This is a genomic window from Flavobacterium sp. AC105 (assembly GCF_979258495.1).
Genome location: NZ_OZ409860.1, coordinates 4087652 through 4112561, shown reverse-complemented (window position 1 = coordinate 4112561; position 24910 = coordinate 4087652). Strand labels below are relative to the sequence as shown.

The window sequence follows — 24910 nt, the reverse complement described above, 5'->3', positions numbered from 1 at the left end:
TTTTTCACGCTCCCGCTAGCTATCGGGATAAAAAAATCTGCTTGATCTGCAAAATCTGCGAGAGAAAAATTTTAGTTATCTATTAAATAAAAAATGAAAAAATATCAACCAGGCTTTGATGAATTAGATAAAAAACTAGATCAGACAATACAACAAAATTTTTCATCAGGTTATATGTCTAACCTAAAATGGGTGAAACTAATGAATGCTTTTGTAGCTAATTCTGAATGGATCAAAGAAGTTGAGATTAAAAAAGTCCTTGATGAAAAAAGGGGATTACTTTATATTTCAAGTGATCTTGCCTATGAATTTGATTATTGGAATATAGGTTTTGAAAGTGGTCATTCTTTTGGTGGTTGGTTACTTTATAAAGAAATAGAATTTCTCCGCTTTCCGTCAAAATTTCAAAATGGAAAACTAACTGAGGAACAGAATTTGAATAAAATTAAAGAAGTCATAAATAGAGTTGGACTATTTGAAATAACTGAGGAAAATGGAGAATTAATTTTGTTTGGTTATAAATAAATCTGCGCACATTTGCTTCAATCTTTTTTATAGAGAAGCGTGAAAAAAATTAGCCACAGATTAAAGGATTAAAATGATTATAATAATCTGTAATAATTTTTTAATCTGTGGCAAAAAAACTTTGTGACTTAGCGCCTTAGTGGCAAATCACTTTATAAAAACCTTCTTTTGTGTTTCTGCAGCTTTATATATAGCATTGATAACTTTAATGTCCTTAAGTCCTTCTTCTCCTGTAATGTGATTGGGTAGTTTTTTATTCTCTAATAATAATTTTGCAATTTCATCCATTTGTGTTTTCTGTTGTTTTATTGGAGGAAATTTTAATATTCCATTCGATGTTTTTCCTTCATACGGTCCATAACTTAAAGCAGGACTTAATTGAAAATTACCTTCGTCAGCAGTTGCATAAATTCGGTCAATATAATAACCAACAGAAGAATTGCAATTTGCCATCGCACCGCTCGGAAATTCCATTTGCCAGGAAATGCTTTCTTCCGTTTCTGAAAATCTGTTTTTATCATTTACAGTTCCAAATTGAGCAGTAACAGCGATAGGTTCTTCTCCCAAAATATAGCGGCTGGCCTGAATGCAATAAATTCCCAAATCCATTAAAGGGCCTCCGCCGGATAATTTTTTATTTAATCTCCATACGGCGGGATCATTTACATCGACAGGAGTTTTGGCAATCGTATCATAGGTTTTATAGCCAAGCGATGATTCTATGTAGCGTACTTTTCCAAAAACTTTCTCCTGACCTAATCTTTTAATTTCCAAATGTGTTGGTTCATAATGTAAGCGATAACCAACGGCCAATTGCACATTATTATCGTTGCAGGCCTTGATCATTTCTTCGCAATCTTTAACAGAAATTGCCATTGGTTTTTCAGTAATGACATGTTTTCCGGCTTTTGCAGCACGAATAACAAACTCTTTGTGAAGGCTGTTTGGCAGAACAACATACACTAAATCGATGTCTTTGTTATTGATAATATCATCAAAATTTTGATAATTATAAATATTCTTGTCCGGTATATTGTACTGGGTTTTCCATTTAGCTGCTTTTGCCGGAGTGCCTGTCACTATTCCGGATAGATTGCAGTATTCAGAAATTACAATTCCTTCTGCCAGTAATGAAGCATAAATACCAAGACCGCATAATGCGACATTTAATTTTTTTCCTGTATACGGCTTTTCATCTGATAGTGGTTCAGCCAAAAAGGATGGAAGTGTCGTCATAATTACTGAAGCACCAACTCCAACTCCAAATTTATTTACAAATGATCGTCTTGATATTTTTTCCATAAAATTTATTTTTTATTTATTAGTAAAACTGTTTTCAGAATATTACAATTTTGTTCATTGTAAGTTATTTATAATCAGCGAATTGACTTTACATATTATGTATTTATACAAAAATACAGTAAGTCTAATTTATAAAAAATCTGCACATATCTGCTTAAATCTTTTAAATCTGCGTGAAACAAAATAAAATAAAACAAAAAAAGACGATAGATTGAACTACATCCCATTTTTGATTAGGTCGCAAGTTTGTACTGCAATCAATAACAATTAAAATTAAAAAAAATGAGTTTATCATCTGATTTTCAGAACTAAAAAATAAAAACGTTTAGGAAGATTATATTTTAACTGTGGTTATAAAGAATAACACCGGTTTTTATGTAAATTTAGTAGCCAATAAATAATAAAAAATAAATAATAAAAAATAAATAAATAAAAATGAAAAAACTGGGATGGATAGGACTTGGAAATATGGGGACACCAATGGCAAAAAATCTTGAAAAGGCAGGGTTTTCGTTAAGCGTTTTTAATAGAACGACTGAAAAAACACAGCCTTTTGAAGAAACGAACGCCACAATTTGTTCTTCAATTTCAGAATTGGTTGCCAGCTCAGACATTATTTTTACGATGTTGAGTAATGATGCAGCAATTGAAGCAACGTACGACGAAATTTTTCTGATGGAATCTTTAAAGGGAAAACTTTTTATCGATATGAGCACGATTTCACAACAATTATCTGAATCTATTGCTGAGCAACTAAAAGAAAAACAAGCTTCGCTTCTGGATGCGCCTGTTGCCGGAAGCACACAGCCTGCAATAAACGGAGCGCTAATCATTATGGTTGGAGGCGATGCTTCTGATTTAGAAATTGCACAGCCTTATTTAGAAAAACTCGGAAAATTAATTAAACATTTGGGACCAAACGGAAAAGGCCTTGCAGCGAAATTAAGTGTGAATTATTTTCTCTCCATTTTATATCTTGGATTGGCTGAAACAGTATTGTTTGCAGAAAATAACGGAATTAATCGGACTGATTTACTCGAAATTATTAATGAAAGTGCTGCCGGTAGTGGTGCCACAAAAGTTAAAACCCCATTATTGATTGATGAGGATTATTCGCCTGCTTTTGCCTTAAGTTTAATGACGAAAGATTTATTTCTTGCCCAACAAAATGGTGTAAATTATCCCTTAACGAGTTCTATTTTAGACACGTATTCGAATGCAGAAAAATCAGGTTTAGGAAGTCAGGATGTTATTTCGATCATTAATTATTTAAAAGAAAATTAATCTGTGGCAAAAAATAATCTGCTGAATCTGCAAAATCTGCGTGAAAAAAATTAGCCCACAAATTCACACAGATGAAACAGATTAAAAAAAAATCTGTGTAAACCTGTTTAATCCGCAAAATCCGTGGGGCAAAAAAAATCTTTGCGACTTAGCGCCTTAGCGGCAAAAAATAATTTCCAATAAAACAAAATCGTTTTATATATTTGAAATCAGGATAATTTTTGCATTATTTGCAAAATAAAAGCACAAAGACCGAAATATATTAATTTATAAAGCAAACTCACATATGGCATTATCAGGTTTATTCCGAAAAAAAACAGTACAGGATATTCTGAAACAAGTTGCAAAAAACGAAGCAGATGGTCATAATGCATTAGGTAAACATTTGACAACAAGGGATTTAACTGCCTTTGGAATTGCTGCAATTGTTGGAGCAGGTATTTTTAGTACTATCGGAAAAGCCAGTGCTGACGGTGGACCAGCTGTTATTTTCTTGTTTTTATTTACAGCATTGGCTTGTAGTTTTGCTGCTTTTGCTTACGCCGAATTTGCCTCAATGGTTCCCGTTTCAGGAAGTGCATACACATACTCTTATGTAGCTTTTGGAGAAATTATTGCCTGGATAATCGGTTGGGCATTAATCATGGAATATGCCGTGGGCAATATAACGGTCGCCATTTCGTGGAGTGATTATTTTACAGGACTGCTCCAGAGTGGCGGCATTCATCTCCCACAATGGATTCAGATGGATTATCTGACTGCTTCAAACGGATTTAAAGATGCCACAGCTTTAATGCAGGGCGGAAAATCATACGAAAATTTAAGTACTGCTTTGCAAGCTGCCTATACAGCCTGGACAACAGCGCCAACAATTGGATCGTTCCACTTTGTGGCCGATTTACCGGCTTTATTTATCATTGTTTTAATTACAGCGTTGGTTTACAGAGGAATGAAAGAATCTCGTAACGCGAGTAACGCAATGGTTGTTGTAAAACTTTGTATTGTACTTTTAGTAATTGCAGTGGGTGTATTTTACGTAGATACAGCCAATTGGGATCCGTTTGCACCAAATGGCGTTAGCGGGGTTTTAAAAGGAGTTTCAGCCGTTTTCTTTGCCTATATTGGTTTTGATGCGATTTCGACAACTGCCGAAGAATGTAAAAATCCACAGCGTGATTTACCTCGCGGAATGATGTGGGCGATTATTATTTGTACGATCTTATATATTGCCATTGCTTTGGTTTTAACCGGAATGGTACGTTATAATGAACTAAATGTTGGAGATCCTCTGGCGTTTGTTTTCGATAAATTAAACCTAAAATGGATGTCAGGAATTATAGCCGTAAGTGCCGTAATTGCAATGGCAAGCGTTTTATTGGTTTTCCAGATGGGTCAGCCTCGTATCTGGATGAGTATGAGCCGTGATGGTTTATTACCAAAGAAATTTTCTACCGTTCATCCAAAATTCAAAACGCCATCATTTGCTACAATCGTAACCGGTTTTGTGGTAGCCGTTCCCGCTTTGTTTTTGAACTTGACTATGGTTACTGATTTGTGTAGTATCGGTACTTTATTTGCCTTTGTATTGGTTTGCGCCGGAGTTTTGGTTTTACAGAATAAACCAGAAATTCCGAGAGGAAAATTCAAAACGCCATACGTAAATTCAAAATTTATTTTGCCTGTTTTAATGATTGCCGGATTATATTATGCATTTGCTTTCAACAATAAAGCAACGATGGCTTTTATTAATAATGAAGCACAAACAAACGATGCTACGACAATTATTACATCTTTAAATAAAGAAGAATCGGCAAAAGTTTTTACTTATTTAGAAAGTATCGACGTTAAAAATAAAACTGCCGAAACATCAGATTTAGAACATTTGTTAAGCCAATACCAAGACGACGATTCAAAATATGCTGAAGTTGTAAAAGGATTGCCAATCAACGATTCCTTAAAATATGAATCAGGTTTCAGTTTATTCAAACATAAAATCCCAATGTGGATATTCTTATTCGTTTTAGTTGGATTAGCTGTTTGGTCGTTCAGACAAAACCTGTCTTTAATTCCACTTTTAGGATTGATCTGCTGCCTGTATATGATGGCAGAATTGAGCGTTTGGAACTGGATTTACTTTACAATCTGGTTACTAATCGGGTTGTTTATTTACTTTACGTATAGTAGAAAAAATAGTAAATTGAATTTTCCGGCACAGGCCTAATTACTCCAATAATTTATATAGAATGAGTTTTTTAAAAAGTTTATTTGGTAAAAAAGATGCTCCAATAGTATCTTATAATGATTTTTGGGACTGGTTTTTGAAACATGAAAAGGAATTTTTCAAAACAGTACAAAAGAAGAAAGACATTGAAAAAGTCTTTTTTAGTAAATTAGGTCCAAAAGTGAATGAAATTCATGAAGGAATTTACTTTTTAACAGGGATGCTTGATGATCAAACAGCTGAATTAGTTCTAACTCCTGACGGTGTAATCAAAAATATTTTTGTAATAGAAGAATTAGTTAGTTCAGCTCCTAAAATTGATGGCTGGAGATTTACAGCTTTAAAACCGTCAACTAATGGTAAGGATTTTGGTCTTCAGATGGACGGCTTTAAATTCAATATGGATACTATAAATTTTTATCCTAATGTGCATTCTGATTATCCGGATAAGATTGATTTGACAATAGTTTATGATCATTTTGTTGAAGAAAAAAGGCCAATGATAACAAATGCGATTTATATTTTCTTAGATAATTTTTTAGGAGAATTAGATTCAATAACTATTATTGACCATCTGAATGTGGTAGGTAAAGAAACAATTTCTGAAGAGTTAATTCCAATAGAAAAATTAAAAGATTATTTGATCTGGAGAGAAAAAGAGTTTGTAGAGAAATATGAAGGTTTAAGACATAGTACTGAAAATGATAATTATTCTATCCTTGAAGCAAATCTAAAAAACGGAGAAGCGCTATTAGCTGTCATTAATACAGATATTTTAAATTGGGATAAAAAAGCCTCACATCCATGGATTTTGAGTGTTGAAATTCCATTTAATGGAAGTAACAATAACGGAATGCCAGATAAGGAAACTTATCAGTTACTAAATGAAATTGAAGAAGAATTAATATTAGATTTGAAAGATTATGATGGTTATTTGAATATTGGAAGACAAACCGCAAACAGTAAAAGAGAAATTTATTTTGCTTGTAAAGAATTTAGAAAACCACCGAAAGTTTTAAATGAAATAATTAAGAAATACAATAAAAAACTAGAAATAACCTACGATTTTTATAAAGATAAATATTGGCAATCGTTTAGCCATTTTCAACAAAACTAAAAAAAGCCGTTCTGAAATCGAATCAGAACGGTTTTTTTATTTTGCCACAGATTAAAACGATTAATATGATTTTATTTCACGCAGATTTGGCAGATTTAAGCAGATTAAAATGGATTTTTTTTTAGGCTTAAACAATAAATAAATCTGCGCTGATCTGCTTAAATCTTTTTAAAATCTGCGTGAAATAACTTAGCGGTTCTCTGCGAAAACTCTTCGTGAATCTCTGTGCAATAATTGTAGAATCCCTAACTCAACCATACATTCCTTCATCATTTCATAAGTACGCTGAATATCATTATCCAACCCAATTGAAAAACGAATCAAACCATCCGTTAATCCCATTTCGTGTTGTTCTTCTAGCGGAATTTCACTCGAAGTAGAAGTTCCCGGTGCACTAAATAACGTTTTATAAAACCCTAAACTTACGGCTAAATAACCCAGATTTCTCGCCTGCATCAATTCCATTAATTCATTGGCTTTCTCCAAAGTTCCAACGTCAATCGTCAACATTCCGCCAAAACCATATTCCGGATTAATCATCGTTCTGTACAATTCATGACTTGGGTGACTTTTCAGTCCCGGATAAACCGTTTTTAAACCATCCGCTTCAAATTGATCCGCCAGAAAATGCGCATTATGACTGTGTTGTTTGATACGAATATGAAGCGTACGCAGGTTTTTCATCACACTTGCAGAACGCAAACTATCCATCGTGGGTCCCAAAAGCATACTCGCTCCGGAGTTTACATTTTTCAGCGAATTAATAAATTCTTTCGATGCACAAGTCACGCCGCCAACGGTATCGCTGCTTCCGTTAATGTATTTAGTCAAACTATGAATCACGATATCAGCACCTAATTTTGCAGGAGAAACAGATAAAGGCGAAAACGTATTATCAACCACCAATTTTAAATTATGCCTTTTAGCAATTTTAGCCAAACCCGCAATATCCGCCACTTCTAATAACGGATTACTAACTGTTTCACAATATAAAACTTTCGTTTTTAGCGTAATTGCAGCTTCTACAATATCCAGTTTAGTAATGTCTACAAAGCTTGTTTCTATTCCAAATCTCGGCGTAAAATTCTTCAAAAAAGCATACGTTCCGCCATAAATTGTTCGGCTTGAAACAATGTGATCGCCAGCACCGCAAAGCTGCAATAGAGTAGGCGTAATCGCTCCCATTCCCGATGCCGAAACATTGGCAGTTTCCGTTCCTTCCATTGCTGCCAAAGCCTGATCCAAATACAAATTACTTGGCGAAGAATGGCGCGAATACAAATAACAGCCTTCCATATTTCCTTCAAAAGTATCGAACATCGTTTTCGCCGAAAGAAACGTATAAGTAGAAGAATCAGAAATTGAAGGATTCACACCGCCAAATTCCCCAAAGTATTGCAAATCCTGAATTTTATCTGCTGGGTTAAAGTTTTTCATTTTTTTTAGTTTCAAGTTTTATTTGTTTCAAGTTTCAAGTTCTTACCACGTAGAATTTAGGCGTGGATTTCCACTTCTATCAGGGCTAGGACATTCGTTTTCAAAAGAAATTCTATTCAAAATAACGTCTTAATAGAAAATTAATCAATGATGGGTTTAATAATTAGATTTAAAAACTATTTAAATGATTTAATAAAGATTATTAATCTAAATTTGTTTTGTAAAATCCGAATCAATAGATTTTCTTTCATTTCCTAATACCACGAAAATGACCTTAGACGCCACAGATAAAAAACTCCTCGTTTTATTACAAACCGACAGTAAAAAAACAACCAAAGAATTATCCTTAAAACTCAATCTTTCGGTAACAGCGGTTTACGAACGTATCAAAAAGTTAGAACGCGAAGGAATCATCAAGAACTACGTAGCATTAGTAGATAAAACCAAAATCGAAAGAGGATTTGTAGTGTTCTGTCATTTAAAATTAATTCAGCACACCAAAGAATTTCTAACCAAATTCGAAAGCGAAGTCATCAAACTTAATGAAGTTCTGGAATGCCATCACGTAAGCGGTGATTACGATTACATCCTCAAAGTCCTCGTAAAAGACATGGAAGCGTATAGAGAGTTTTTAGTAACAAAACTTACTTCGTTGCAACATATTGGAAGTACGCAAAGCATGTTTATGATTAGCGAAGTGAAGAATTCGACGGTGATTTTTTGAGGTACTAAGGTTCTGAGTTGCTGGGATTCTAAGTTTTAGGCTCAGAGGTTCAGAGGGACAAAGTTTTTTATCCATCATTTTTGTCATCCTGAGGAAGGAAGGATCTCCGCAAGTAACTCCATAAAGATTGGCGATATTCTGGGCGGAGATCCTTCCTTCCTCAGGATGACAAGTTTGTGTTTAAACTTTGCGGCTTTGCGTCTTTGAGAAACAAAAAATCTGCTTTACCTGCAAAATCTGCGTGAAACCTTCTTTTCGCAATCATAACAATCAAAAAAACTTCGCGTCCTAGTACCTTTGTGGCAAAAAAAATAAACCTTCATGGCAAAAATCTCCAACCCAAAATTTCACACAAAAAACATTGAGATTTAAACTTTAAACAAAACTTTATTCCTTAATTTTGTATCGCTAAAAATAAAATTTACAAACTATGAGTTCATTTGACGTAGTCATTATAGGTTCAGGTCCTGGCGGATATGTATCAGCAATTCGTTGCGCACAATTAGGTTTCAAAACAGCAATTGTAGAAAAGTATAGCTCTTTGGGCGGAACTTGCCTTAACGTAGGTTGTATTCCTTCAAAAGCATTATTATCTTCTTCTCATCATTATGCTGAAATTGCTCATTTTGCAGATCACGGAATCGAAGTTTCCGGAGATGTAAAAATCAATTTAGAGAAGATGATCGCGCGTAAACAAGCCGTTGTAGATCAAACCGTAGGTGGAATCAACTACTTAATGGATAAAAATAAAATCACAGTTTTCAATGGTTTAGGTTCTTTTGTAGATGCAACGCATATTGCAGTTGCAAAAGCTGACGGAACATCAGAAACTATCGAAACTAAATATGCTGTAATCGCTACAGGTTCAAAACCATCTTCTTTGCCTTTTATCAAAATTGATAAAGAAAGAATCATCACTTCTACAGAAGCTTTAGCTTTGAAAGAAGTTCCAAAACACTTGGTAATTATTGGTGGAGGTGTTATCGGAATCGAGCTTGGACAAGTTTATTTACGTCTTGGTGCTCAGGTTTCTGTGGTAGAATTCATGGACAGAATTATTCCGGGAATGGATAGTTCTTTGTCTAAAGAATTGACGAAAGTATTGAAAAAACAAGGAATGAAATTCTACGTTTCTCACAAAGTAAAATCGGTAGAAAGAAACGGCGATGCAGTTGTTGTTCAGGCTGAAAATACAAAAGGAGAAACGATAACTCTTGAAGGAGATTATTCATTAGTTTCTGTTGGCCGTCGTCCTTATACAGACGGATTAAACGCTGATAAAGCAGGAGTGAAAATTTCAGACAGAGGACAAGTAGAAGTAAATGATCATTTACAAACTAATGTTGCAAACATCTACGCAATTGGTGATGTTGTTCGTGGAGCAATGTTAGCGCACAAAGCAGAGGAAGAAGGAACCATGGTTGCTGAAATCCTTGCAGGTCAAAAACCACATATCGATTATAACTTAATTCCTGGTGTAGTTTATACTTGGCCTGAAGTTGCTGCAGTTGGACAAACTGAAGAGCAGGTAAAAGCTTCAGGAACGGAGTATAAAGTGGGAAGTTTCCCTTTCAAAGCTTTAGGTCGTGCAAGAGCAAGTGGAGATCTTGACGGATTTGTAAAAATCATTGCTGATGCAAAAACAGATGAAGTTTTAGGCGTTCACATGATTGGAGCACGTACAGCTGATTTAATTGCTGAGGCGGTAACAGCAATGGAATTCAAAGCGTCTGCTGAAGATATTTCAAGAATGAGCCACGCGCATCCAACTTTCGCAGAAGCGGTAAAAGAAGCTGCTTTGGCCGCTACTGATAACAGAGCATTACACGTATAATTTACGTAAAAATATATTTTTCAAAAACCGTCAGATTTGTATTTGACGGTTTTTTTTTATTGCTTTTTTATTGTAAAAGTATAATAGGTTTCTTTGTTTTTCATGTAAACACTATACGTTTCATGCTCTTCATTATATATTTTGTAAAGATATTTATCGCCTTTGATGCTGAGGTTGCTTCTCGATAAATTATTGCTTTCAATGAATTCCAGTTCAAATTCGCAGCTGCCTTTTTTTCTGTAATATAATTTCGAAAAAGTATTATCGGCAAATTTTTCTATCCACAAATTATCGTTTAAAGTAACTTCTACTTTATTGCCATCATTCTCAACATAATAATACTTTGAAGCTTCATCAAAATGCCTGCATTGCTCTTTAGATATATTTTCTTTTGGTTTTTCATATTGTATTCCCCAACTGCTTTCACTAGCTTTATTTGGAAAAAGGGCTACAAATTCATTGCAGTTTTTATGTAATCTGTAAAATATCTGAGCAAATACTTTTTGCTGAACTACAGTGTCGGTAAATTTTGCTAAATAAGGTATTATATGCAAATTTTCAATTGTACTGACTCTGACTTCATCCTTCAAATTTTTATTTTGAACCAGTGATTTACAGATTTCAATATTTAATGAATCAACAGCTTGGATAGATTGTGACTGGGATAAAGCGGTAAAAAGTATAAAAATTAGGAGTAGCTGTTTTTTCATTTACGCTGTTTGTTTAAATCAATCAAATATAGTTTTTAGTATAAAATATTTTAAGATTTGTATTTAAATTTTATAAATCATTTTAGCAGAAAAATATAAAATCTCAGAAAAATTTTGTAAATTAGATGGATAGTATTGATGCTATCTTTACTTTTTTAAAAGATAACATCATGAAAAATAAGCATATAGCTCCAGTTCTATTAGGAGCAGGAATTGTTTTTTTACTGTATTCCTGCAGAACAACGATTCCGAAAAACGTAACTGCCGTAAATAATTTTGATAAAGCAAAGTATTTAGGAAAATGGTATGAAATTGCCAGATTGGATTTTAAATATGAAAAAGGACTGAATAACGTTACAGCAGAATATTCGCTGAATGATAACGGAACTATAAAAGTTGATAATAAGGGCTACAATGTCAAAAAAGACAAATGGGAGGAAAGTATAGGAAAAGCCAAATTCGTCAAAAAGGATGATGTAGGTATGCTTAAGGTCTCATTTTTTGGTCCTTTTTATGCTGGTTACAACGTAATTGCAATCGACAAGGATTATAAATACGCTCTTGTTGCAGGCGAAAGCTTAAAATATCTATGGATATTATCCAGAGAAACTACAATTCCTGAAAGCATAAAAGCCGATTATCTTATAAAAGCCAGAGAAATAGGTTATGATATTTCAGATCTTGTCTGGACTCAACATAATAAAGCAAATTAATAATGATTTGAATTTCAAAACATTATTAAAAAGAGAAACCCGACATCATAAATGTCGGGTTTCTTTATTTTAGGTTGAAAGATAAATTATTGTGTAAAAACACTTCTGTAATTATCCCAATATCTGTAAATCAAAAATAAATTGGCCAGGAACAGCAATGCGGCAATTGGCAAACCTTCCGGAGCCAGAAAATAATTGATAAATAGAATATTTACCGTAATAGGTAAGATCAAAATATTAGCCAATGTTACGTAACGACCCGTTACAAATGCAATTCCGCAAAGTAATTCAATTGATTTTGCTAAAGGCATTATATAAGTCGAAGCCATTAAACCAACATTAAAAGCTTTAAAATTTCCTGTTGTTTCTGGTTCAGGAGTTAAATGAAAAAAATAACTAATAGAAGCAAAAAGTAACAAAAGACCAATCAGGACGCGGACAATAATAGTTGCAATTTTCATAACATTTAGGGTTTTTAGATAGGTTAAAAAAGTATAATTTATTTTTGATAAACGTTATAAGCTTAATTCTCTAAATAAAATAAAAAATTAATTTTCGGGGCTATTTTACTGAGAATTTTACAATCTTTATAATCCTATTTTAGGATTAATTTAATGCTATATCAAATATAATGATTTTTTTGTTATGAAATTGCTAGTTTATTAACACTTTATTCTTTCTTGCCGTATTTTTTGTAAAGGAAAAAACCACCCAGACCAATCAGTATAAAAGGCCAAAGATTTAGTAGAAACACAAAGATTGCTTCAATACTATACCAGCCATTTTTAAGCGAATCAAGAATTTGAAGACCTAAATTTGGTTTGTAAGCGTTGCTGTCTTTTTCGCTTGCCATAATTTCCTGTTTTATGGTTTCATTTTGATAAAGCTGCAAAGTAATGGTGCTAAAATTAACCTGATCCTGAATTGATAAATTATCTATCGTGCGATTATCGTTTTCTTCTTTTTGGTTTGCCAAAGTATTTTCGGCTTCCATGATATCATTTATTTTTTTGCCTTTTGAATCAATCGCTTTTTCGACTCTTTTTTCATTAACAGCACTTCTTTTTTGCGAAAGCTGATTGGCTAATAATTTCAAAGACACGTCATCTGCCTTTATAACCCTGAAATCCATAAAATCGATTTGTTTGGCGATGCTTTTTATGACCGTATCAAGCTGCGTATTGGGAACACGAATCGTAACGTTATTTTCTACCGAAAATTTAGTAGTTTCAAGTGTGCTGTCCTGACTGATTTTAGTTTTAATCTGATCGTGAATATTACTCTGTAAATTAGTATAAGTAACAAATCCGCCAAATTTAGAGACGACATTTTCAATTGCATAAGTAGATTTGACGACGTTTTTAACCTTGAATTTAATATCAGCAGTTCGAATAAATTTTTGCTTGCTGTCTTTTTTTTCCACCGCTGCCGATGACGAAACTGCGGTGCTGTCTGCAGTGATTTGAGAATCTGCGATGTCTGCCGTAGCAGTAGAATCTGCTTTTTTACAGGAAAATAGTAATGCGATGATTACCAAGGTAGTCAAACCTAATTGTGCAATTGTTTTCATAAAAGTTTTTAAAGTTGATTAATAAATAGACTCGCCTGTCTTTCAGGTTAGTTTTTGTTTTAAGATTATAAGATCTTAAATGATTTTTTATAATCGGTATGAATCTGTTAGTCTATTGTGCGTTTGTTTGAGTAATTTTTAATCAAATGGCAAAACTGTTTTGGAAATTGTTATTAATTCGATATACTAAAAAGTGTGCCAATAATTTTTGAGTATTCTTTTATCGAAGGATTTTTTTTATCGTAATTTTGAAGTCTAAAATTTATACCTTTTTGAGAGTTTCAATTCATAAACATATTCCAAATCCTGATCCGTTTAAACAACAGCTTCTAATCTGGTCACAGCAATTTCGTGAGGTTGTTTTTTTGGATAGCAATTCCTATCCGCAAGAATATTCCAGTTTTGATTGTGTGTTGGCCGTAGATGCTTTTACATCTTTAAAAACTGATTTTCAAAACGCTTTTGACGATTTAAAACAATATCAGCAAACCACAAAAGACTGGCTTTTTGGGTATTTGACTTATGATTTAAAAAATGATGTAGAGGATTTAAAATCGGCTAATTTTGACGGATTAGATTTTCCGGATTTGTTTTTCTTTCAACCAAAAAAAATATTTTTATTGAAAGGAAATCAGCTTGAAATACAGTATTTATTGCTTTGTAATGATGAGATCGAAGATGATTTTAATGAGATAGTCGAAAGTCAAAAGTCGAAAGTTGAAAGTGGAACATCTTTAAAAATTGAACAACGAATTTCTAAAGAATTTTATATCGAAAAAGTAACAAAAATGCTCGAACATATTCATAAAGGTGATATGTATGAAGCCAATTTTTGTATGGAATTTTTTGCTGAAGATGCAATCATAAATCCTTTAGAAAAATTTCAGAAATTAAACGAAATATCACAGGCACCATTTTCGGTTTTCTTCAAAAATAATAAACAATATTTACTTTCGGCATCACCGGAACGCTATCTGAAAAGAGAAGGAGAAAAGTTGATTTCGCAACCTATAAAAGGAACTTCAAAGCGATTTTTAGATCCTGCAGAAGACGAAAAATCGAAACAATTTCTGGAATCAGATGAAAAAGAACGTGCCGAAAATATCATGATTACCGATTTGGTTCGGAATGATTTGTCGCATACCGCACAAAAAGGTTCGGTTGAAGTTACAGAACTTTGCAAGATTTATTCTTTTTTGCAGGTTCACCAAATGATTTCGACGATAACTTCAAAATTAGATCCTCAATATTCGCCAATTGATGTTTTAAGAACAACTTTCCCAATGGGAAGTATGACGGGTGCTCCAAAAATTTCAGTCATGAAAATCATTGAAAATCTCGAAGAAACAAAACGTGGTTTATACAGCGGATCAATTGGGTATTTTACACCAGAAGGCGATTTTGATTTTAATGTCGTGATCAGAAGTATTTTGTACAATCAGGAAAATCAATATGTTTCGTTTTCGGTAGGAAGTGCCATTACAGCACAATCGATTTCTGAAAAAGAATACGAAGAATGTTTGCTGAAGGCTAAGGCGATGCACCAGGTTTTACAGTAAAAAAAAGTTAGCCACGAATTCACGAATTTGTTTCTAATCTTTGTCAAAAAAAATTAGCCAAATATTTAAGGATTAAAATGATTTAAAAAATTTGTGAAAAGTCTTCTAATCTGTGGAAAAAAAATAATTAGCGTAAATTTGTGTAATTCGTGGCAAAAAAAAAGAGTTAAATGCTTAAAAATTTTCAAAATCACATCACTTCAAGGTTTCCATTTCTGGAAAATAAAAAACTATTTCTGGCTGTTAGCGGAGGATTAGACAGTATGGTTTTATTGCATTTACTAAAACAATTGCCGTATGAAATCGCCGTTTTGCATTGCAATTTTCAATTACGCGGACTAGAAAGTTTTGGAGATCAGGATTTCATTCAGAACTATTCCGATCAAAATAATATTCCTCTTTTCTCCACCCAATTTGATACCGAAGCTTTCGCAAAAGATTATAAATTATCGACTCAGGTTGCGGCTCGTGAATTAAGATATAGTTGGTTTTACGAACTTTTAGAAACCGAAAAATTCGATTATATACTAACGGCACATCACGCAGATGATAATCTCGAAACTTTTATAATCAACTTAACCCGCGGAACCGGATTAGACGGATTAACCGGAATTCCCGAACAAAATGATAAAATTATTCGTCCGCTTTTGCCTTTTTCAAGAGAAGAAATTCTGAAATATGCAGAAGAAAATAATATCGAATGGCGGGAAGACAGCAGCAATGCTTCAAATAAATATTTAAGAAATAAAATTCGCCACGATTTGGTTCCGATTTTAAAGGAAATCAATCCGAATTTTTTAACTGCTTTTCAGAAAACACAATCGTATTTGCAGGAATCTCACGAAATGGTTGAAGATGCATCGATTATGATTTATCAGCAAGTGGCAAAAGAAGAAGGCGACGATATTCATTTCGATTTAAATCAACTAAAAAAGCTCCCTAATTATAAATCGTATTTGTACCAATGGCTGAATGAATTTGGTTTCGTTGCCTGGAATGATATTTATGATTTGGTCGATGGACAATCCGGAAAACAAGTGTTTTCAGAAGAATTTAGAATATTGAAAAACAGAAATACGTTGATTTTAAGCCCAATTTCGGAGATTGATCAGAAGGAAGAATATGAAATTAACGAAAATGTAACAGACGTTAATTTTCCCTTAAAATTGAAGCTTTGTCAGGTAGACGACATTACAATAGATTCAAATAAAGCTATCTTTGTGGACGCAGAAAAAATCCAGTTTCCTTTGGTTTTACGTAAATGGAATGAGGGAGATGTTTTTCATCCTTTTGGAATGCAGGGGAAATCTAAAAAAGTGAGCAAGCTTTTTAAAGATGAAAAATTATCCTTAATCGAAAAGGAAAAAACGTGGATTTTAAGCTCTGATAATCAGATTGTCTGGGTTATTGGAATCAGACAAGACGAACGTTTTAAAATTGAAAATACCACAAACAGAATACTAAAAATAGAATTACAATAATGAACTTTAATCAATCCCATCAAACGATAATGTCAAAAAGTGTTTGGAATAAAATCATCGTATTTTTGCTGTTTTTCTTTTTTGCTTTTGCAAAAGGTAACGCGCAAATTCTGGAGCCTGTAAAATGGACTGCTAAAATTGAGAAAAAAACCGGCAAGAATGCTGTTTTAGTTTTTGATGGAACGATTGAAAAAGACTGGCATATGTACTCGCAGTTTACACCGGAAGGCGGACCGCTTGCATTAGAAATTGCGTTTAAAAATCAAAAAGGAAATTACGAATTAGTTGGCAAAGCTAAAGAAGGAAAGACCAAAACCGCTTTTAATGATGTTTTTGGCGTAAATGAAACTTTCTTTGAAGGAAAAGCACATATCGAACAGGAAATCACGATTATTAACCCAAATTTAAAAACGGTTGATGTTGACTTTGATTTTCAGGTTTGTAAAGAAGTTTGTATCAATTCGAATAAAAAATTCTCAATTGCAATTCCGTCAACATTTAAAATGGATGCGGTTGCAAGTGTTGCAGAAGCTACAAAAGACGAGACTAAAATTGTTGGTTTAGCTGTTGATACAGTAAAACCAGCTGTTGTAAATACTGCTAAAACTGATATTCATAAAGCTCCTGCAGGGATTTCTGCTCAGGAAGAACTTCCAGCACCAAAGCCATCAAGAAGTTTGTGGTCTATCTTTTTTATCGCTTTTATATCCGGATTTGCAGCGTTGTTAACGCCTTGTGTTTTTCCGATGATTCCAATGACGGTAAGTTTCTTTACCAAACAAAGTAAAAGCAGGGCAAAAGGAATCCGAAATGCTATTTTTTACGGATTTTCGATTATTGCTATTTATGTAATTTTAGGACTAATTGTAACTAAAATATTTGGTGCTGATGCCTTAAATGCGTTATCTACAGATGTTTGGTTCAATTTGATCTTCTTTATAATATTGATCATTTTTGCTACTTCATTTTTGGGAGCTTTCGAAATTATGCTTCCAAATTCATGGGCAAATAAAGCCGATCAACAAGCTGACAGAGGCGGAATAATTGGAATATTGTTTATGGCTTTGGCTTTGGCAATTGTTTCTTTTTCTTGTACAGGACCTATTGTTGGAACTTTATTGGTAGAAGCAGCTTCAAACGGAGGAATTGCTCCAATTGTTGGGATGTTAGGCTTTTCTTTAGCTTTAGCTTTACCTTTTATGCTGTTTGCGATGTTCCCGGGATGGTTAAATTCATTGCCAAAATCAGGCGGATGGTTAAACACTGTAAAAGTTGTTTTAGGATTTTTAGAATTGGCTTTGGCATTTAAATTCTTATCAAATGCTGATTTGGTTCTTCAATTGCACTTTTTAGAAAGAGAAGTTTTCATCGCCATCTGGATCGCGATTTTTGGAGCTTTGACTTTATATTTATTCGGAAAAATTACCTTGCCACACGATAGTCCGTTGCATCATATTTCTGTTGGCAGATTATATTTAGGATTGCTTACGCTTGTGTTTACAGTATATTTAATTCCTGGACTTTGGGGAGCGCCTTTGAAATTAATCAGCGCATTTCCGCCACCGCCAACCTATAGCGAAAGCCCGTTTGGAGTAGGAGGTTCGTCTAATTCAAATGTTAGTGCAGAATCTATAAAAGGGTTGCCTGCCGGAGCAGAATTAGGTCCACACGGTATTATGGTTTTTCATGATTACGAAGATGGTTTAGCATATGCGAAAGAAATCAAGAAGCCTATTATGCTTGATTTTACAGGTTATGCTTGTGTAAACTGCAGAAAAATGGAAAATAATGTTTGGTCTGATCCTACTATTTTACCAATCTTAAAAAATGATGTTGTTTTGATTTCTCTGTATGTTGATGATAAACGCGATTTGCCAAAAGAGGAGCAATTTGTAACAGCAGCAGGAGATAAAATCATAACTGTTGGTGATAAATGGACTGATTTTATGATCTCTAAATATAAAACCAATACACAGCCTTTATATGTTATTACTGATTTAGAAGGAAAGAATTTAAACAATTCAAAACCAACAATTAGTTATGTAGGGGTTGAGGAATATTTAAAGTGGCTGAAAGAAGGGATTTCTAATTTTAAGTAGGTCTTTGAAGAAGAGGAAAGAAGTAAGAGGCAAGAGGCAAGAGGAAAGAATATAGACAATAGACTATACGGAGAATAGAAATCTAAAATCTACATTCTAAAATCTACAATATAATAAGGGGGAAATTAATTCAAAGCAAAAAGCGCTCTAAGTGTAAACCTGGAGCGCTTTTTTATTAATGATTGGCAAATCGAAAATTAATTTTACAAATATTCTCCGTGTTGAGAAATATCTAATCCTAATTCTTCTTTTTCTTCAGTAACTCTTAGTGGTGTAATTTTATTCACAACAAAGAATAAAATATAAGAGCCTACGAAAGCAAAGATAGAAACCGCTACTAAAGCAATTAATTGGTTGATGAACAAAGTTGGAGTTCCGAAAATCAAACCTTGATTATCTCCAACAACCGGATTGATAGCTTTAGAAGCAAAAACTCCGGTTAACAACATTCCTACCATACCACCAACACCGTGACAAGCAAAAACATCTAATGCATCGTCAATTTTTCCTTTAGGGAATTTGCTTACTACAAGGTTACTTACGATTGCAGCAAACGCTCCAATGAAAATTCCGTGAGGAATACTTACGAAACCAGCAGCAGGAGTAATTGCAACAAGACCTACAACAGCCCCGATACAAGCACCAAGTGCAGATAATTTGTGACCTAATATTTTGTCTAGGAAAACCCAGGCCATAGCTGCGGCAGCGGCAGCAACAGTTGTAGTTCCTAAAGCCTGAACAGCTAATCCGTTAGATCCTAATGCAGAACCTGCGTTGAAACCAAACCATCCAAACCATAATAAACCTGTACCTAATAATACATAAGTAATTCTTGCAGGATTTACTTTTTGAACTTTTCTTTTTCCTAAGAAGATCGCTCCGGCCAATGCAGCCCAACCAGCACTCATGTGTACTACAGTTCCTCCGGCGAAGTCTAATACGCCCATTTTAAAGAAAATTCCATCAGGATGCCACGTCATGTGAGCCAATGGCGCATATATGATTAAGATAAATAAAACCATGAATAATAAATAAGCCCAGAAACGTACACGCTCTGCAAATGCACCTGTAATTAAAGCAGGCGTAATGATGGCGAATTTTGCTTGAAATAACGCGAATAACATAAACGGAATAGTTGGGGCAAGACTCCATGCAGTACTGGTGCCAACACCTTGGAAAAATAAATTTGGCATTGGATTTCCAATAATTCCTCCAATTGTAGGACCAAATGCAAGTCCAAAAGCAACAACAACCCATAAGATAGTAACAATTACCATTGCCATAAAACTTTGTAGCATAGTACTGATAACGTTCTTCTTACCTACCATCCCTCCGTAGAAAAATCCTAATCCGGGAGTCATAAGCAATACAAATGCAGTTGCTACGATCATCCAGGCAGTATCTCCTGTGTCAAACTTTACAGCTTCTGCAGGAATTGGGTTATCTGATAAGATGAAGTTTGAAACAAAGGTTAGTACCAAAATCGTGATAAGAATCACACTTAAAATAATTTTTCGCATAGTTATTTAGTTTTAAATTTTTGATAAAAATATAAAATCATTCGACACCCCTAAAAAAAATAGAGTCTAATGTTTAATTTTTGTTAATTTTTCAATAGAACCCCCTCTGTTTTGAATGTATTTGTTAAAACAGACTTAAAATTTACAATTTGGCAACGATTTTTTTAGGTTATTTTGTAAAATGGACATTTTTCCTATATTTTTATTGATTGTTTTGCGAAGAAATAAGGTATTTGTTGTCGAAAAACATCTAAAATTTTTTAATGATGATGTATATTTGATGTTTTTAACAATTTTTATAATTAAAATTTAAGAATGGAAATTCAAAAAATTAAGTGGGGAATTATTGGTTTAGGAAATATTGCAAATCAATTTGCGACTGATCTATTATTGTTGGAAGATGCAGAATTAGTTGCCGTTGCTTCCAGAAATGAAGAAAAAGCGTCAGAATTTGCTCAGAAATACAATTGCAAAAAAGCGTATGATACTTATCAAGCTCTTTTTGAAGACGATCAGGTTGATATCATATACATTGCCACGCCACACGATTCGCATGCTGAATTATCGATAAAAGCCTTGCAAAATGGTAAACACGTTTTATGCGAAAAACCAATTGCATTATCTTATAATGATGCAGTTAGAATGATTGAAGCTTCAAAAAAATACAATAAATTTTTTATGGAAGCATTCTGGACGCGTTTCATTCCGTCAGTTCAGGATGCTTTAGCGAAAGTTAAAAAAGGAGATATTGGCGATGTTAAATATATAAATGCCGATTTTGCTTTTTATATGGATCCATCAGAAGGAAGTAGATTGACAGATAAAAAACTGGGCGGCGGTTCTCTTTTTGATATTGGCGTTTATCCGTTGTTTCTCTCCTATATAATGTTAGGGATTCCAAAAGAGATTATCGCAAAATCTACTTATCATACTTCAGGAGTCGATTCGCAAACCAGTATGATTTTGCAATATGAAGCTGCTCAGGCAGTTTTGCATGCCGGTTTTGTTTCATCTTCAGATATGAAAGCCACAATTAGCGGAACACAAGGCCGAATAGAATTGAATTCGCCTTGGTTCATGGCTGATGGATATTCTATTTTTAAAAATGAAAAAGAGTCTGTTTTTAGTTTACCGAATCTCGGGAAAGGATATGCGCATGAAGCAATTGAATGTCATAAATGCATTAGAAATAATCAAATTGAAAGTGAATCTTGGTCACATCAAAATAGTCTGGATCTGAGTACTATTGTTGAGGAAATTAAAAATCAGATTGGGTTGGAATTCGAATAAAATATATTTTGTATTAAAATAGCTACAAATAATTATTTTTCATTAGATTTAAAAATATTTAATGAAGAGAAATTTATGTTAGTAAAAGTTTACGGAAGTGCTGTTTTTGGAGTTGAAGCCACAACGATTACGATCGAAGTACATATGGATAATGGTATTGGTTATCATTTAGTTGGACTTCCGGATAATGCCATAAAAGAAAGCAGTTATCGTATTGCAGCTGCTCTAAAAAACAATGGCTATAAAATGCCGGGCAAGAAAATAACAATTAATATGGCGCCCGCCGACTTGCGAAAAGAAGGTTCTTCGTATGATCTGACTTTAACAATGGGAATTTTAGTAGGTTCAGATCAGATAAAAGCTCCCGAAATTGAAGATTATATTATCATGGGAGAACTTTCGTTAGACGGAAGTTTACAACCCATAAGAGGCGCATTACCAATTGCCATAAAAGCAAAAGAAGAAGGTTATAAAGGATTTTTTCTTCCAATCCAAAATGTAAAAGAGGCTGCTATTGTTACGGGTTTAGATGTTTACGGAGTCGAAAATTTACAGGAAGTAATTGATTTTTTCTCCGGAAAAGGAAAACTTGAACCTACAATAATAGACACTCGCGCCGAATTTTATAAAACCTTAGATTTTCCGGAATTTGATTTTTCCGATGTTCGCGGACAGGAAAGCATAAAGCGCTGTATGGAAATTGCCGCTGCGGGAGGCCACAATATTATTTTAATTGGTCCTCCCGGAGCAGGAAAAACAATGCTGGCCAAACGAGTACCCAGTATTTTGCCGCCAATGACGCTGAGGGAAGCCTTAGAAACGACTAAAATTCATAGCGTTGCCGGAAAATTAAAAGAAGTTGGTTTAATGAATCAGCGTCCTTTTCGAAGTCCGCATCATACGATTTCTAATGTTGCTTTAGTTGGAGGAGGCAGTTATCCGCAGCCGGGCGAAATTTCTATGGCTCATAATGGCGTTTTATTTTTAGACGAATTACCGGAATTCAAACGTGATGTTCTCGAAGTGATGCGTCAGCCGCTTGAAGATCGTGAAGTAACTATTTCGCGTGCAAAATTTACCGTAACTTATCCATCATCTTTTATGCTGGTGGCAAGTATGAACCCGAGTCCGAGTGGTTTTTTTAATGATCCAAGTCAGCCAAATACCTCATCTCCACATGAAATGCAGCGTTATTTGAGTAAAATTTCCGGTCCGTTATTAGATCGAATCGATATTCATATTGAAGTAACACCGGTTCCGTTTGAGAAATTATCAGATGACCGAAAAGCAGAAAGCAGTGTAGAAATCAGAAAACGTGTAACTGCTGCGCGCGAAATTCAGACCGTAAGATTTGAAGGAATGGAAAACATACATTATAATGCACAAATGAGCAGCAAATTAATCCGCGAATTTTGCGCACTCGACGAACAATCCAAACAATTGCTTAAAACTGCAATGGAACGTTTGAATCTTTCTGCAAGGGCGTACGACAGAATCCTAAAAGTTGCAAGAACAATTGCCGACTTAGATGCCGCGCCAGTTGTAATTTCGCAGCATATAGCCGAAGCGATTCAATACAGAAGTTTAGATCGTGATGGCTGGCTGGGGTAAAATTTTAGATTTCAGAGTTTAGATTGTTGCGATTTGTTCTTAATATTGCCCTCGTTCTCGTTTAAAATAATTTAATAAAAATAGAAAATAATGGATTTAAAGACTTTAACAGAGAAAGTTGTAATGGTATCTGATCAGTATGAAAAAAACTGTAACATCAAAAGGGATGAAGATTGGTATATTTTAAAACTACATGAAGAAATGGGGGAATTAACGCAAAATTACCTTTCATACACACTTAGAGGAAGAAATAGAAATCTAACACAAGAAGAATTAAAGAAAAATATTTCGAATGAATTGGCGGATGTTTTTGGGCAGATTTTGTTATTCGCAAATTATCACAATATTGATCTGGAGAAATCTATGGAAGACAAATGGTTTTCGTACTTAAAATCAAGTGATGATAAGTAAGAAACGAAAATATTTTTTTGGGAATGATTGCCCTAGCCCCGATAAAAGTGGAAATCCTTTTGTGGCGTGTCGCCACAAAAGATTGAAACGGATAGCGGGAATAGCTCCAAAAAAATAGTATTATAATAGAAATCGAAATCACAAATCAGGCATAGTTTTGCTGTTTATAATTCAGGTGTAAAAAAACTTATTCAAACTTTAAACTTGCATTTCGGGACATTAAATACGATGTCAGTTTTTTTATTTTACCATTTTCCATTTCAAAAACATCGCAGAAAACGGCGTCTAAAATATTGCCGTTTTTCATGTTGCCTTGTACAGCGCCTTCGGCAATAACGGTATTATTTTCTTCCACAAGCTTTATGATTTGAATTGTGGGGCTGCCAACAAAATTGTCATTTTCAATTTCTTTGTCAAAAGCTGCTTTGCCAACATGCTGATAAATTCCAGGCATTTCCCAAATTACATCTTCGGTGAGGCAAGCAAGGATTCTTTGATGATCGCTTATTCTAAAAGCGGCCATATATTCGTTTACGGTTTGTTTATTTGGTGTCATATTCAAAAAATTAAAATGAATCTATTTTTTTTCTGCAATATCTAATGCTTTCATTAATACGGGATCAGACATTTTTACTAAATCTTCCTTGGTGTTTTTTGCAAAGTATAAGTTGATCCAATTAAAATAAGGTTATAATTAAAGTTAGTTTTTTCATACTTAGTAATTTGGGTTTGATAGTTTGTTATTTATTGACTTTCCATGCATGGATTAAAGCTGTTTTTTAGAATCAATTCCTAATGTTAGAATTGTCTTTCCATTTTCAACTTTATAGACCTGAATTTCTGTTAGAACTAAATCAGCAATATCATGTCCCCAAATACCGTATTTTCCGTTAGTTTCATTTCTGTTGTACATAGTTCTTTTTTCCATTGGAACTGTTTTTATGGTTGCTGATTTTTCTTCTTCGGCATAAATTTTATAGTAATGACTACTAATTTCTTTGAGAAGTATTTCTCTGGTAAACCCATTTTCTGATTTTAAATCAAATTGGTATTTATGCAATAATGGGTAGTCTATAATAATTGTTATTGTATTTTCAGAAACAACAATTTCATCTTTTTTTATCAAATTTGATAAATCCATTTTTTTATTTTCAATACTTACCCAAGGTTGGATTCCATTTTCAAAATCTTTTGGATCAGCTTTAATTTCAAACAATATTGTTTTTTGTAATTTCCCTGTAATATTAATTGGTGTCGCAGCAGCTTTATTTTCTCGCTCAACTAAAACTTTTTCATAATCAACGGTTGAAATTTGGTTGGCTTTGTTTTTACATCCAATTAATAGTAAGACAGCAGTAATAGATAGAAAAATATTTGATTTCATAGGTTAGTTTAAGCAATAATAAAGTTTGTAAGTTAAACTTTTTTTATAATCGAAAATACAAATTTAAAATTCTAATTAAACATTTGTTAGTATCGAATGAAACAAAAAAATCCCATTT

General features: G+C 33.7%; 21 protein-coding genes. 13 read left to right on the top strand and 8 right to left on the bottom strand.

All coding sequences use genetic code 11. The features are described from left to right. The first annotated feature begins 93 nt into the window (after positions 1-93). Positions 94-525, top strand: coding sequence for a DUF6678 family protein (locus tag ACZ0AH_RS16940; protein ID WP_463476974.1), 432 nt, complete (start codon positions 94-96; stop codon positions 523-525). Positions 526-672: 147 nt separating this feature from the next. Here ACZ0AH_RS16940 and ACZ0AH_RS16935 read toward each other — a convergent pair whose 3' ends face one another. After that, entirely contained in the window at positions 673-1827 is a 1155-nt protein-coding gene (locus ACZ0AH_RS16935) for a Gfo/Idh/MocA family protein (protein ID WP_463476973.1), read from the bottom strand. A 435-nt stretch (positions 1828-2262) separates the two neighbouring features. On the opposite strand from ACZ0AH_RS16935, the gene ACZ0AH_RS16930 reads away from it, so the two are divergent. The 3 genes from ACZ0AH_RS16930 (at position 2263) to ACZ0AH_RS16920 (ending at position 6449) form a co-directional block, all read left to right on the top strand. Further along, complete coding sequence (locus ACZ0AH_RS16930; protein WP_463476972.1) at positions 2263-3111, top strand: NAD(P)-dependent oxidoreductase; 849 nt, start codon at positions 2263-2265, stop codon at positions 3109-3111. A gap of 286 nt (positions 3112-3397) precedes the next feature. After that, positions 3398-5332 carry an amino acid permease gene (locus tag ACZ0AH_RS16925; RefSeq protein ID WP_463476971.1) on the top strand — a complete coding sequence of 645 codons (1935 nt, stop codon included), beginning with the start codon at positions 3398-3400 and terminating at the stop codon, positions 5330-5332. A 22-nt stretch (positions 5333-5354) separates the two neighbouring features. Then, positions 5355-6449: a DUF695 domain-containing protein gene (locus ACZ0AH_RS16920; protein ID WP_463476970.1), complete on the top strand. Its 1095-nt coding sequence runs from the start codon at positions 5355-5357 to the stop codon at positions 6447-6449. A gap of 189 nt (positions 6450-6638) precedes the next feature. Here the strand turns inward: ACZ0AH_RS16920 and ACZ0AH_RS16915 are convergent, their stop codons facing one another. Then, positions 6639-7886 (bottom strand): aminotransferase class I/II-fold pyridoxal phosphate-dependent enzyme, encoded by a 1248-nt coding sequence (locus ACZ0AH_RS16915; RefSeq protein ID WP_463476969.1) that lies wholly within the window; start codon positions 7884-7886, stop codon positions 6639-6641. Between the two features lie 268 nt (positions 7887-8154). Here ACZ0AH_RS16915 and ACZ0AH_RS16910 point away from each other — a divergent pair, with 268 nt between their 5' ends. After that, positions 8155-8610, top strand: coding sequence for an Lrp/AsnC family transcriptional regulator (locus tag ACZ0AH_RS16910; protein ID WP_302095110.1), 456 nt, complete (start codon positions 8155-8157; stop codon positions 8608-8610). A 430-nt stretch (positions 8611-9040) separates the two neighbouring features. Continuing rightward, entirely contained in the window at positions 9041-10444 is a 1404-nt protein-coding gene (gene lpdA, locus ACZ0AH_RS16905; RefSeq protein ID WP_463476968.1) for a dihydrolipoyl dehydrogenase, read from the top strand. 56 nt (positions 10445-10500) lie between these two features. Here lpdA and ACZ0AH_RS16900 read toward each other — a convergent pair whose 3' ends face one another. Beyond that, positions 10501-11154 (bottom strand): hypothetical protein, encoded by a 654-nt coding sequence (locus ACZ0AH_RS16900; RefSeq protein WP_463476967.1) that lies wholly within the window; start codon positions 11152-11154, stop codon positions 10501-10503. Positions 11155-11324: 170 nt separating this feature from the next. Between ACZ0AH_RS16900 and ACZ0AH_RS16895 the strand changes: the two genes are divergently transcribed. Further along, positions 11325-11867, top strand: coding sequence for a lipocalin family protein (locus tag ACZ0AH_RS16895; RefSeq protein WP_463476966.1), 543 nt, complete (start codon positions 11325-11327; stop codon positions 11865-11867). A gap of 86 nt (positions 11868-11953) precedes the next feature. Here ACZ0AH_RS16895 and ACZ0AH_RS16890 read toward each other — a convergent pair whose 3' ends face one another. Both ACZ0AH_RS16890 and ACZ0AH_RS16885 read right to left on the bottom strand, forming a co-directional pair. Continuing rightward, positions 11954-12328 (bottom strand): DoxX family membrane protein, encoded by a 375-nt coding sequence (locus ACZ0AH_RS16890; RefSeq protein WP_463476965.1) that lies wholly within the window; start codon positions 12326-12328, stop codon positions 11954-11956. 209 nt (positions 12329-12537) lie between these two features. Next, positions 12538-13437: a DUF4349 domain-containing protein gene (locus ACZ0AH_RS16885; protein WP_463476964.1), complete on the bottom strand. Its 900-nt coding sequence runs from the start codon at positions 13435-13437 to the stop codon at positions 12538-12540. A gap of 272 nt (positions 13438-13709) precedes the next feature. On the opposite strand from ACZ0AH_RS16885, the gene ACZ0AH_RS16880 reads away from it, so the two are divergent. The 3 genes from ACZ0AH_RS16880 to ACZ0AH_RS16870 all read left to right on the top strand — a co-directional run bounded on the left by ACZ0AH_RS16880 (position 13710) and on the right by ACZ0AH_RS16870 (position 18576). Next, positions 13710-14996: an anthranilate synthase component I family protein gene (locus ACZ0AH_RS16880; protein ID WP_463476963.1), complete on the top strand. Its 1287-nt coding sequence runs from the start codon at positions 13710-13712 to the stop codon at positions 14994-14996. A 170-nt stretch (positions 14997-15166) separates the two neighbouring features. Beyond that, positions 15167-16477 (top strand): tRNA lysidine(34) synthetase TilS, encoded by a 1311-nt coding sequence (gene tilS, locus ACZ0AH_RS16875; RefSeq protein ID WP_463476962.1) that lies wholly within the window; start codon positions 15167-15169, stop codon positions 16475-16477. Then, positions 16477-18576, top strand: a complete 2100-nt coding sequence (locus tag ACZ0AH_RS16870; protein ID WP_463476961.1) for a protein-disulfide reductase DsbD family protein — start codon at positions 16477-16479, stop codon at positions 18574-18576. The genes tilS and ACZ0AH_RS16870 overlap by 1 nt, the downstream gene beginning before the upstream one ends. A gap of 203 nt (positions 18577-18779) precedes the next feature. Here ACZ0AH_RS16870 and ACZ0AH_RS16865 read toward each other — a convergent pair whose 3' ends face one another. Further along, positions 18780-20096, bottom strand: a complete 1317-nt coding sequence (locus ACZ0AH_RS16865; protein WP_463476960.1) for an ammonium transporter — start codon at positions 20094-20096, stop codon at positions 18780-18782. Positions 20097-20411: 315 nt separating this feature from the next. On the opposite strand from ACZ0AH_RS16865, the gene ACZ0AH_RS16860 reads away from it, so the two are divergent. From ACZ0AH_RS16860 to ACZ0AH_RS16850, 3 genes are all read left to right on the top strand, one after another. Next, complete coding sequence (locus ACZ0AH_RS16860; RefSeq protein ID WP_463476959.1) at positions 20412-21386, top strand: Gfo/Idh/MocA family protein; 975 nt, start codon at positions 20412-20414, stop codon at positions 21384-21386. A 75-nt stretch (positions 21387-21461) separates the two neighbouring features. Continuing rightward, a complete protein-coding gene (locus ACZ0AH_RS16855) occupies positions 21462-22997 on the top strand; it encodes a YifB family Mg chelatase-like AAA ATPase (RefSeq protein ID WP_463476958.1) in 1536 nt (511 codons plus the stop codon). Positions 22998-23087: 90 nt separating this feature from the next. Then, positions 23088-23408 (top strand): hypothetical protein, encoded by a 321-nt coding sequence (locus ACZ0AH_RS16850; RefSeq protein WP_463476957.1) that lies wholly within the window; start codon positions 23088-23090, stop codon positions 23406-23408. A gap of 187 nt (positions 23409-23595) precedes the next feature. Here ACZ0AH_RS16850 and ACZ0AH_RS16845 read toward each other — a convergent pair whose 3' ends face one another. Continuing rightward, positions 23596-23964, bottom strand: coding sequence for a nuclear transport factor 2 family protein (locus ACZ0AH_RS16845; protein ID WP_463476956.1), 369 nt, complete (start codon positions 23962-23964; stop codon positions 23596-23598). Between the two features lie 210 nt (positions 23965-24174). After that, the gene (locus ACZ0AH_RS16840; protein WP_463476955.1) at positions 24175-24792 is read right to left on the bottom strand and encodes a hypothetical protein; all 618 of its coding nucleotides are present in this window, start codon (positions 24790-24792) and stop codon (positions 24175-24177) included. Between the last annotated feature and the right edge of the window lie 118 nt (positions 24793-24910).

Excerpts from the sequence above, each read along its gene's own strand:
- ACZ0AH_RS16850 (WP_463476957.1), top strand. The coding sequence starts at position 23,088 with ATGGATTTAAAGACTTTAACAGAGAAAGTTGTAATGGTATCTGATCAG.
- ACZ0AH_RS16915 (WP_463476969.1), bottom strand. The coding sequence starts at position 7,886 with ATGAAAAACTTTAACCCAGCAGATAAAATTCAGGATTTGCAATACTTT.
- ACZ0AH_RS16890 (WP_463476965.1), bottom strand. The coding sequence starts at position 12,328 with ATGAAAATTGCAACTATTATTGTCCGCGTCCTGATTGGTCTTTTGTTA.
- tilS (WP_463476962.1), top strand. The coding sequence starts at position 15,167 with ATGCTTAAAAATTTTCAAAATCACATCACTTCAAGGTTTCCATTTCTG.
- ACZ0AH_RS16900 (WP_463476967.1), bottom strand. The coding sequence starts at position 11,154 with ATGAAAAAACAGCTACTCCTAATTTTTATACTTTTTACCGCTTTATCC.
- ACZ0AH_RS16885 (WP_463476964.1), bottom strand. The coding sequence starts at position 13,437 with ATGAAAACAATTGCACAATTAGGTTTGACTACCTTGGTAATCATCGCA.
- ACZ0AH_RS16930 (WP_463476972.1), top strand. The coding sequence starts at position 2,263 with ATGAAAAAACTGGGATGGATAGGACTTGGAAATATGGGGACACCAATG.
- ACZ0AH_RS16870 (WP_463476961.1), top strand. The coding sequence starts at position 16,477 with ATGAACTTTAATCAATCCCATCAAACGATAATGTCAAAAAGTGTTTGG.
- lpdA (WP_463476968.1), top strand. The coding sequence starts at position 9,041 with ATGAGTTCATTTGACGTAGTCATTATAGGTTCAGGTCCTGGCGGATAT.
- ACZ0AH_RS16920 (WP_463476970.1), top strand. The coding sequence starts at position 5,355 with ATGAGTTTTTTAAAAAGTTTATTTGGTAAAAAAGATGCTCCAATAGTA.
- ACZ0AH_RS16910 (WP_302095110.1), top strand. The coding sequence starts at position 8,155 with ATGACCTTAGACGCCACAGATAAAAAACTCCTCGTTTTATTACAAACC.
- ACZ0AH_RS16845 (WP_463476956.1), bottom strand. The coding sequence starts at position 23,964 with ATGACACCAAATAAACAAACCGTAAACGAATATATGGCCGCTTTTAGA.
- ACZ0AH_RS16865 (WP_463476960.1), bottom strand. The coding sequence starts at position 20,096 with ATGCGAAAAATTATTTTAAGTGTGATTCTTATCACGATTTTGGTACTA.
- ACZ0AH_RS16940 (WP_463476974.1), top strand. The coding sequence starts at position 94 with ATGAAAAAATATCAACCAGGCTTTGATGAATTAGATAAAAAACTAGAT.
- ACZ0AH_RS16840 (WP_463476955.1), bottom strand. The coding sequence starts at position 24,792 with ATGAAATCAAATATTTTTCTATCTATTACTGCTGTCTTACTATTAATT.
- ACZ0AH_RS16935 (WP_463476973.1), bottom strand. The coding sequence starts at position 1,827 with ATGGAAAAAATATCAAGACGATCATTTGTAAATAAATTTGGAGTTGGA.
- ACZ0AH_RS16925 (WP_463476971.1), top strand. The coding sequence starts at position 3,398 with ATGGCATTATCAGGTTTATTCCGAAAAAAAACAGTACAGGATATTCTG.
- ACZ0AH_RS16895 (WP_463476966.1), top strand. The coding sequence starts at position 11,325 with ATGAAAAATAAGCATATAGCTCCAGTTCTATTAGGAGCAGGAATTGTT.
- ACZ0AH_RS16860 (WP_463476959.1), top strand. The coding sequence starts at position 20,412 with ATGGAAATTCAAAAAATTAAGTGGGGAATTATTGGTTTAGGAAATATT.
- ACZ0AH_RS16855 (WP_463476958.1), top strand. The coding sequence starts at position 21,462 with ATGTTAGTAAAAGTTTACGGAAGTGCTGTTTTTGGAGTTGAAGCCACA.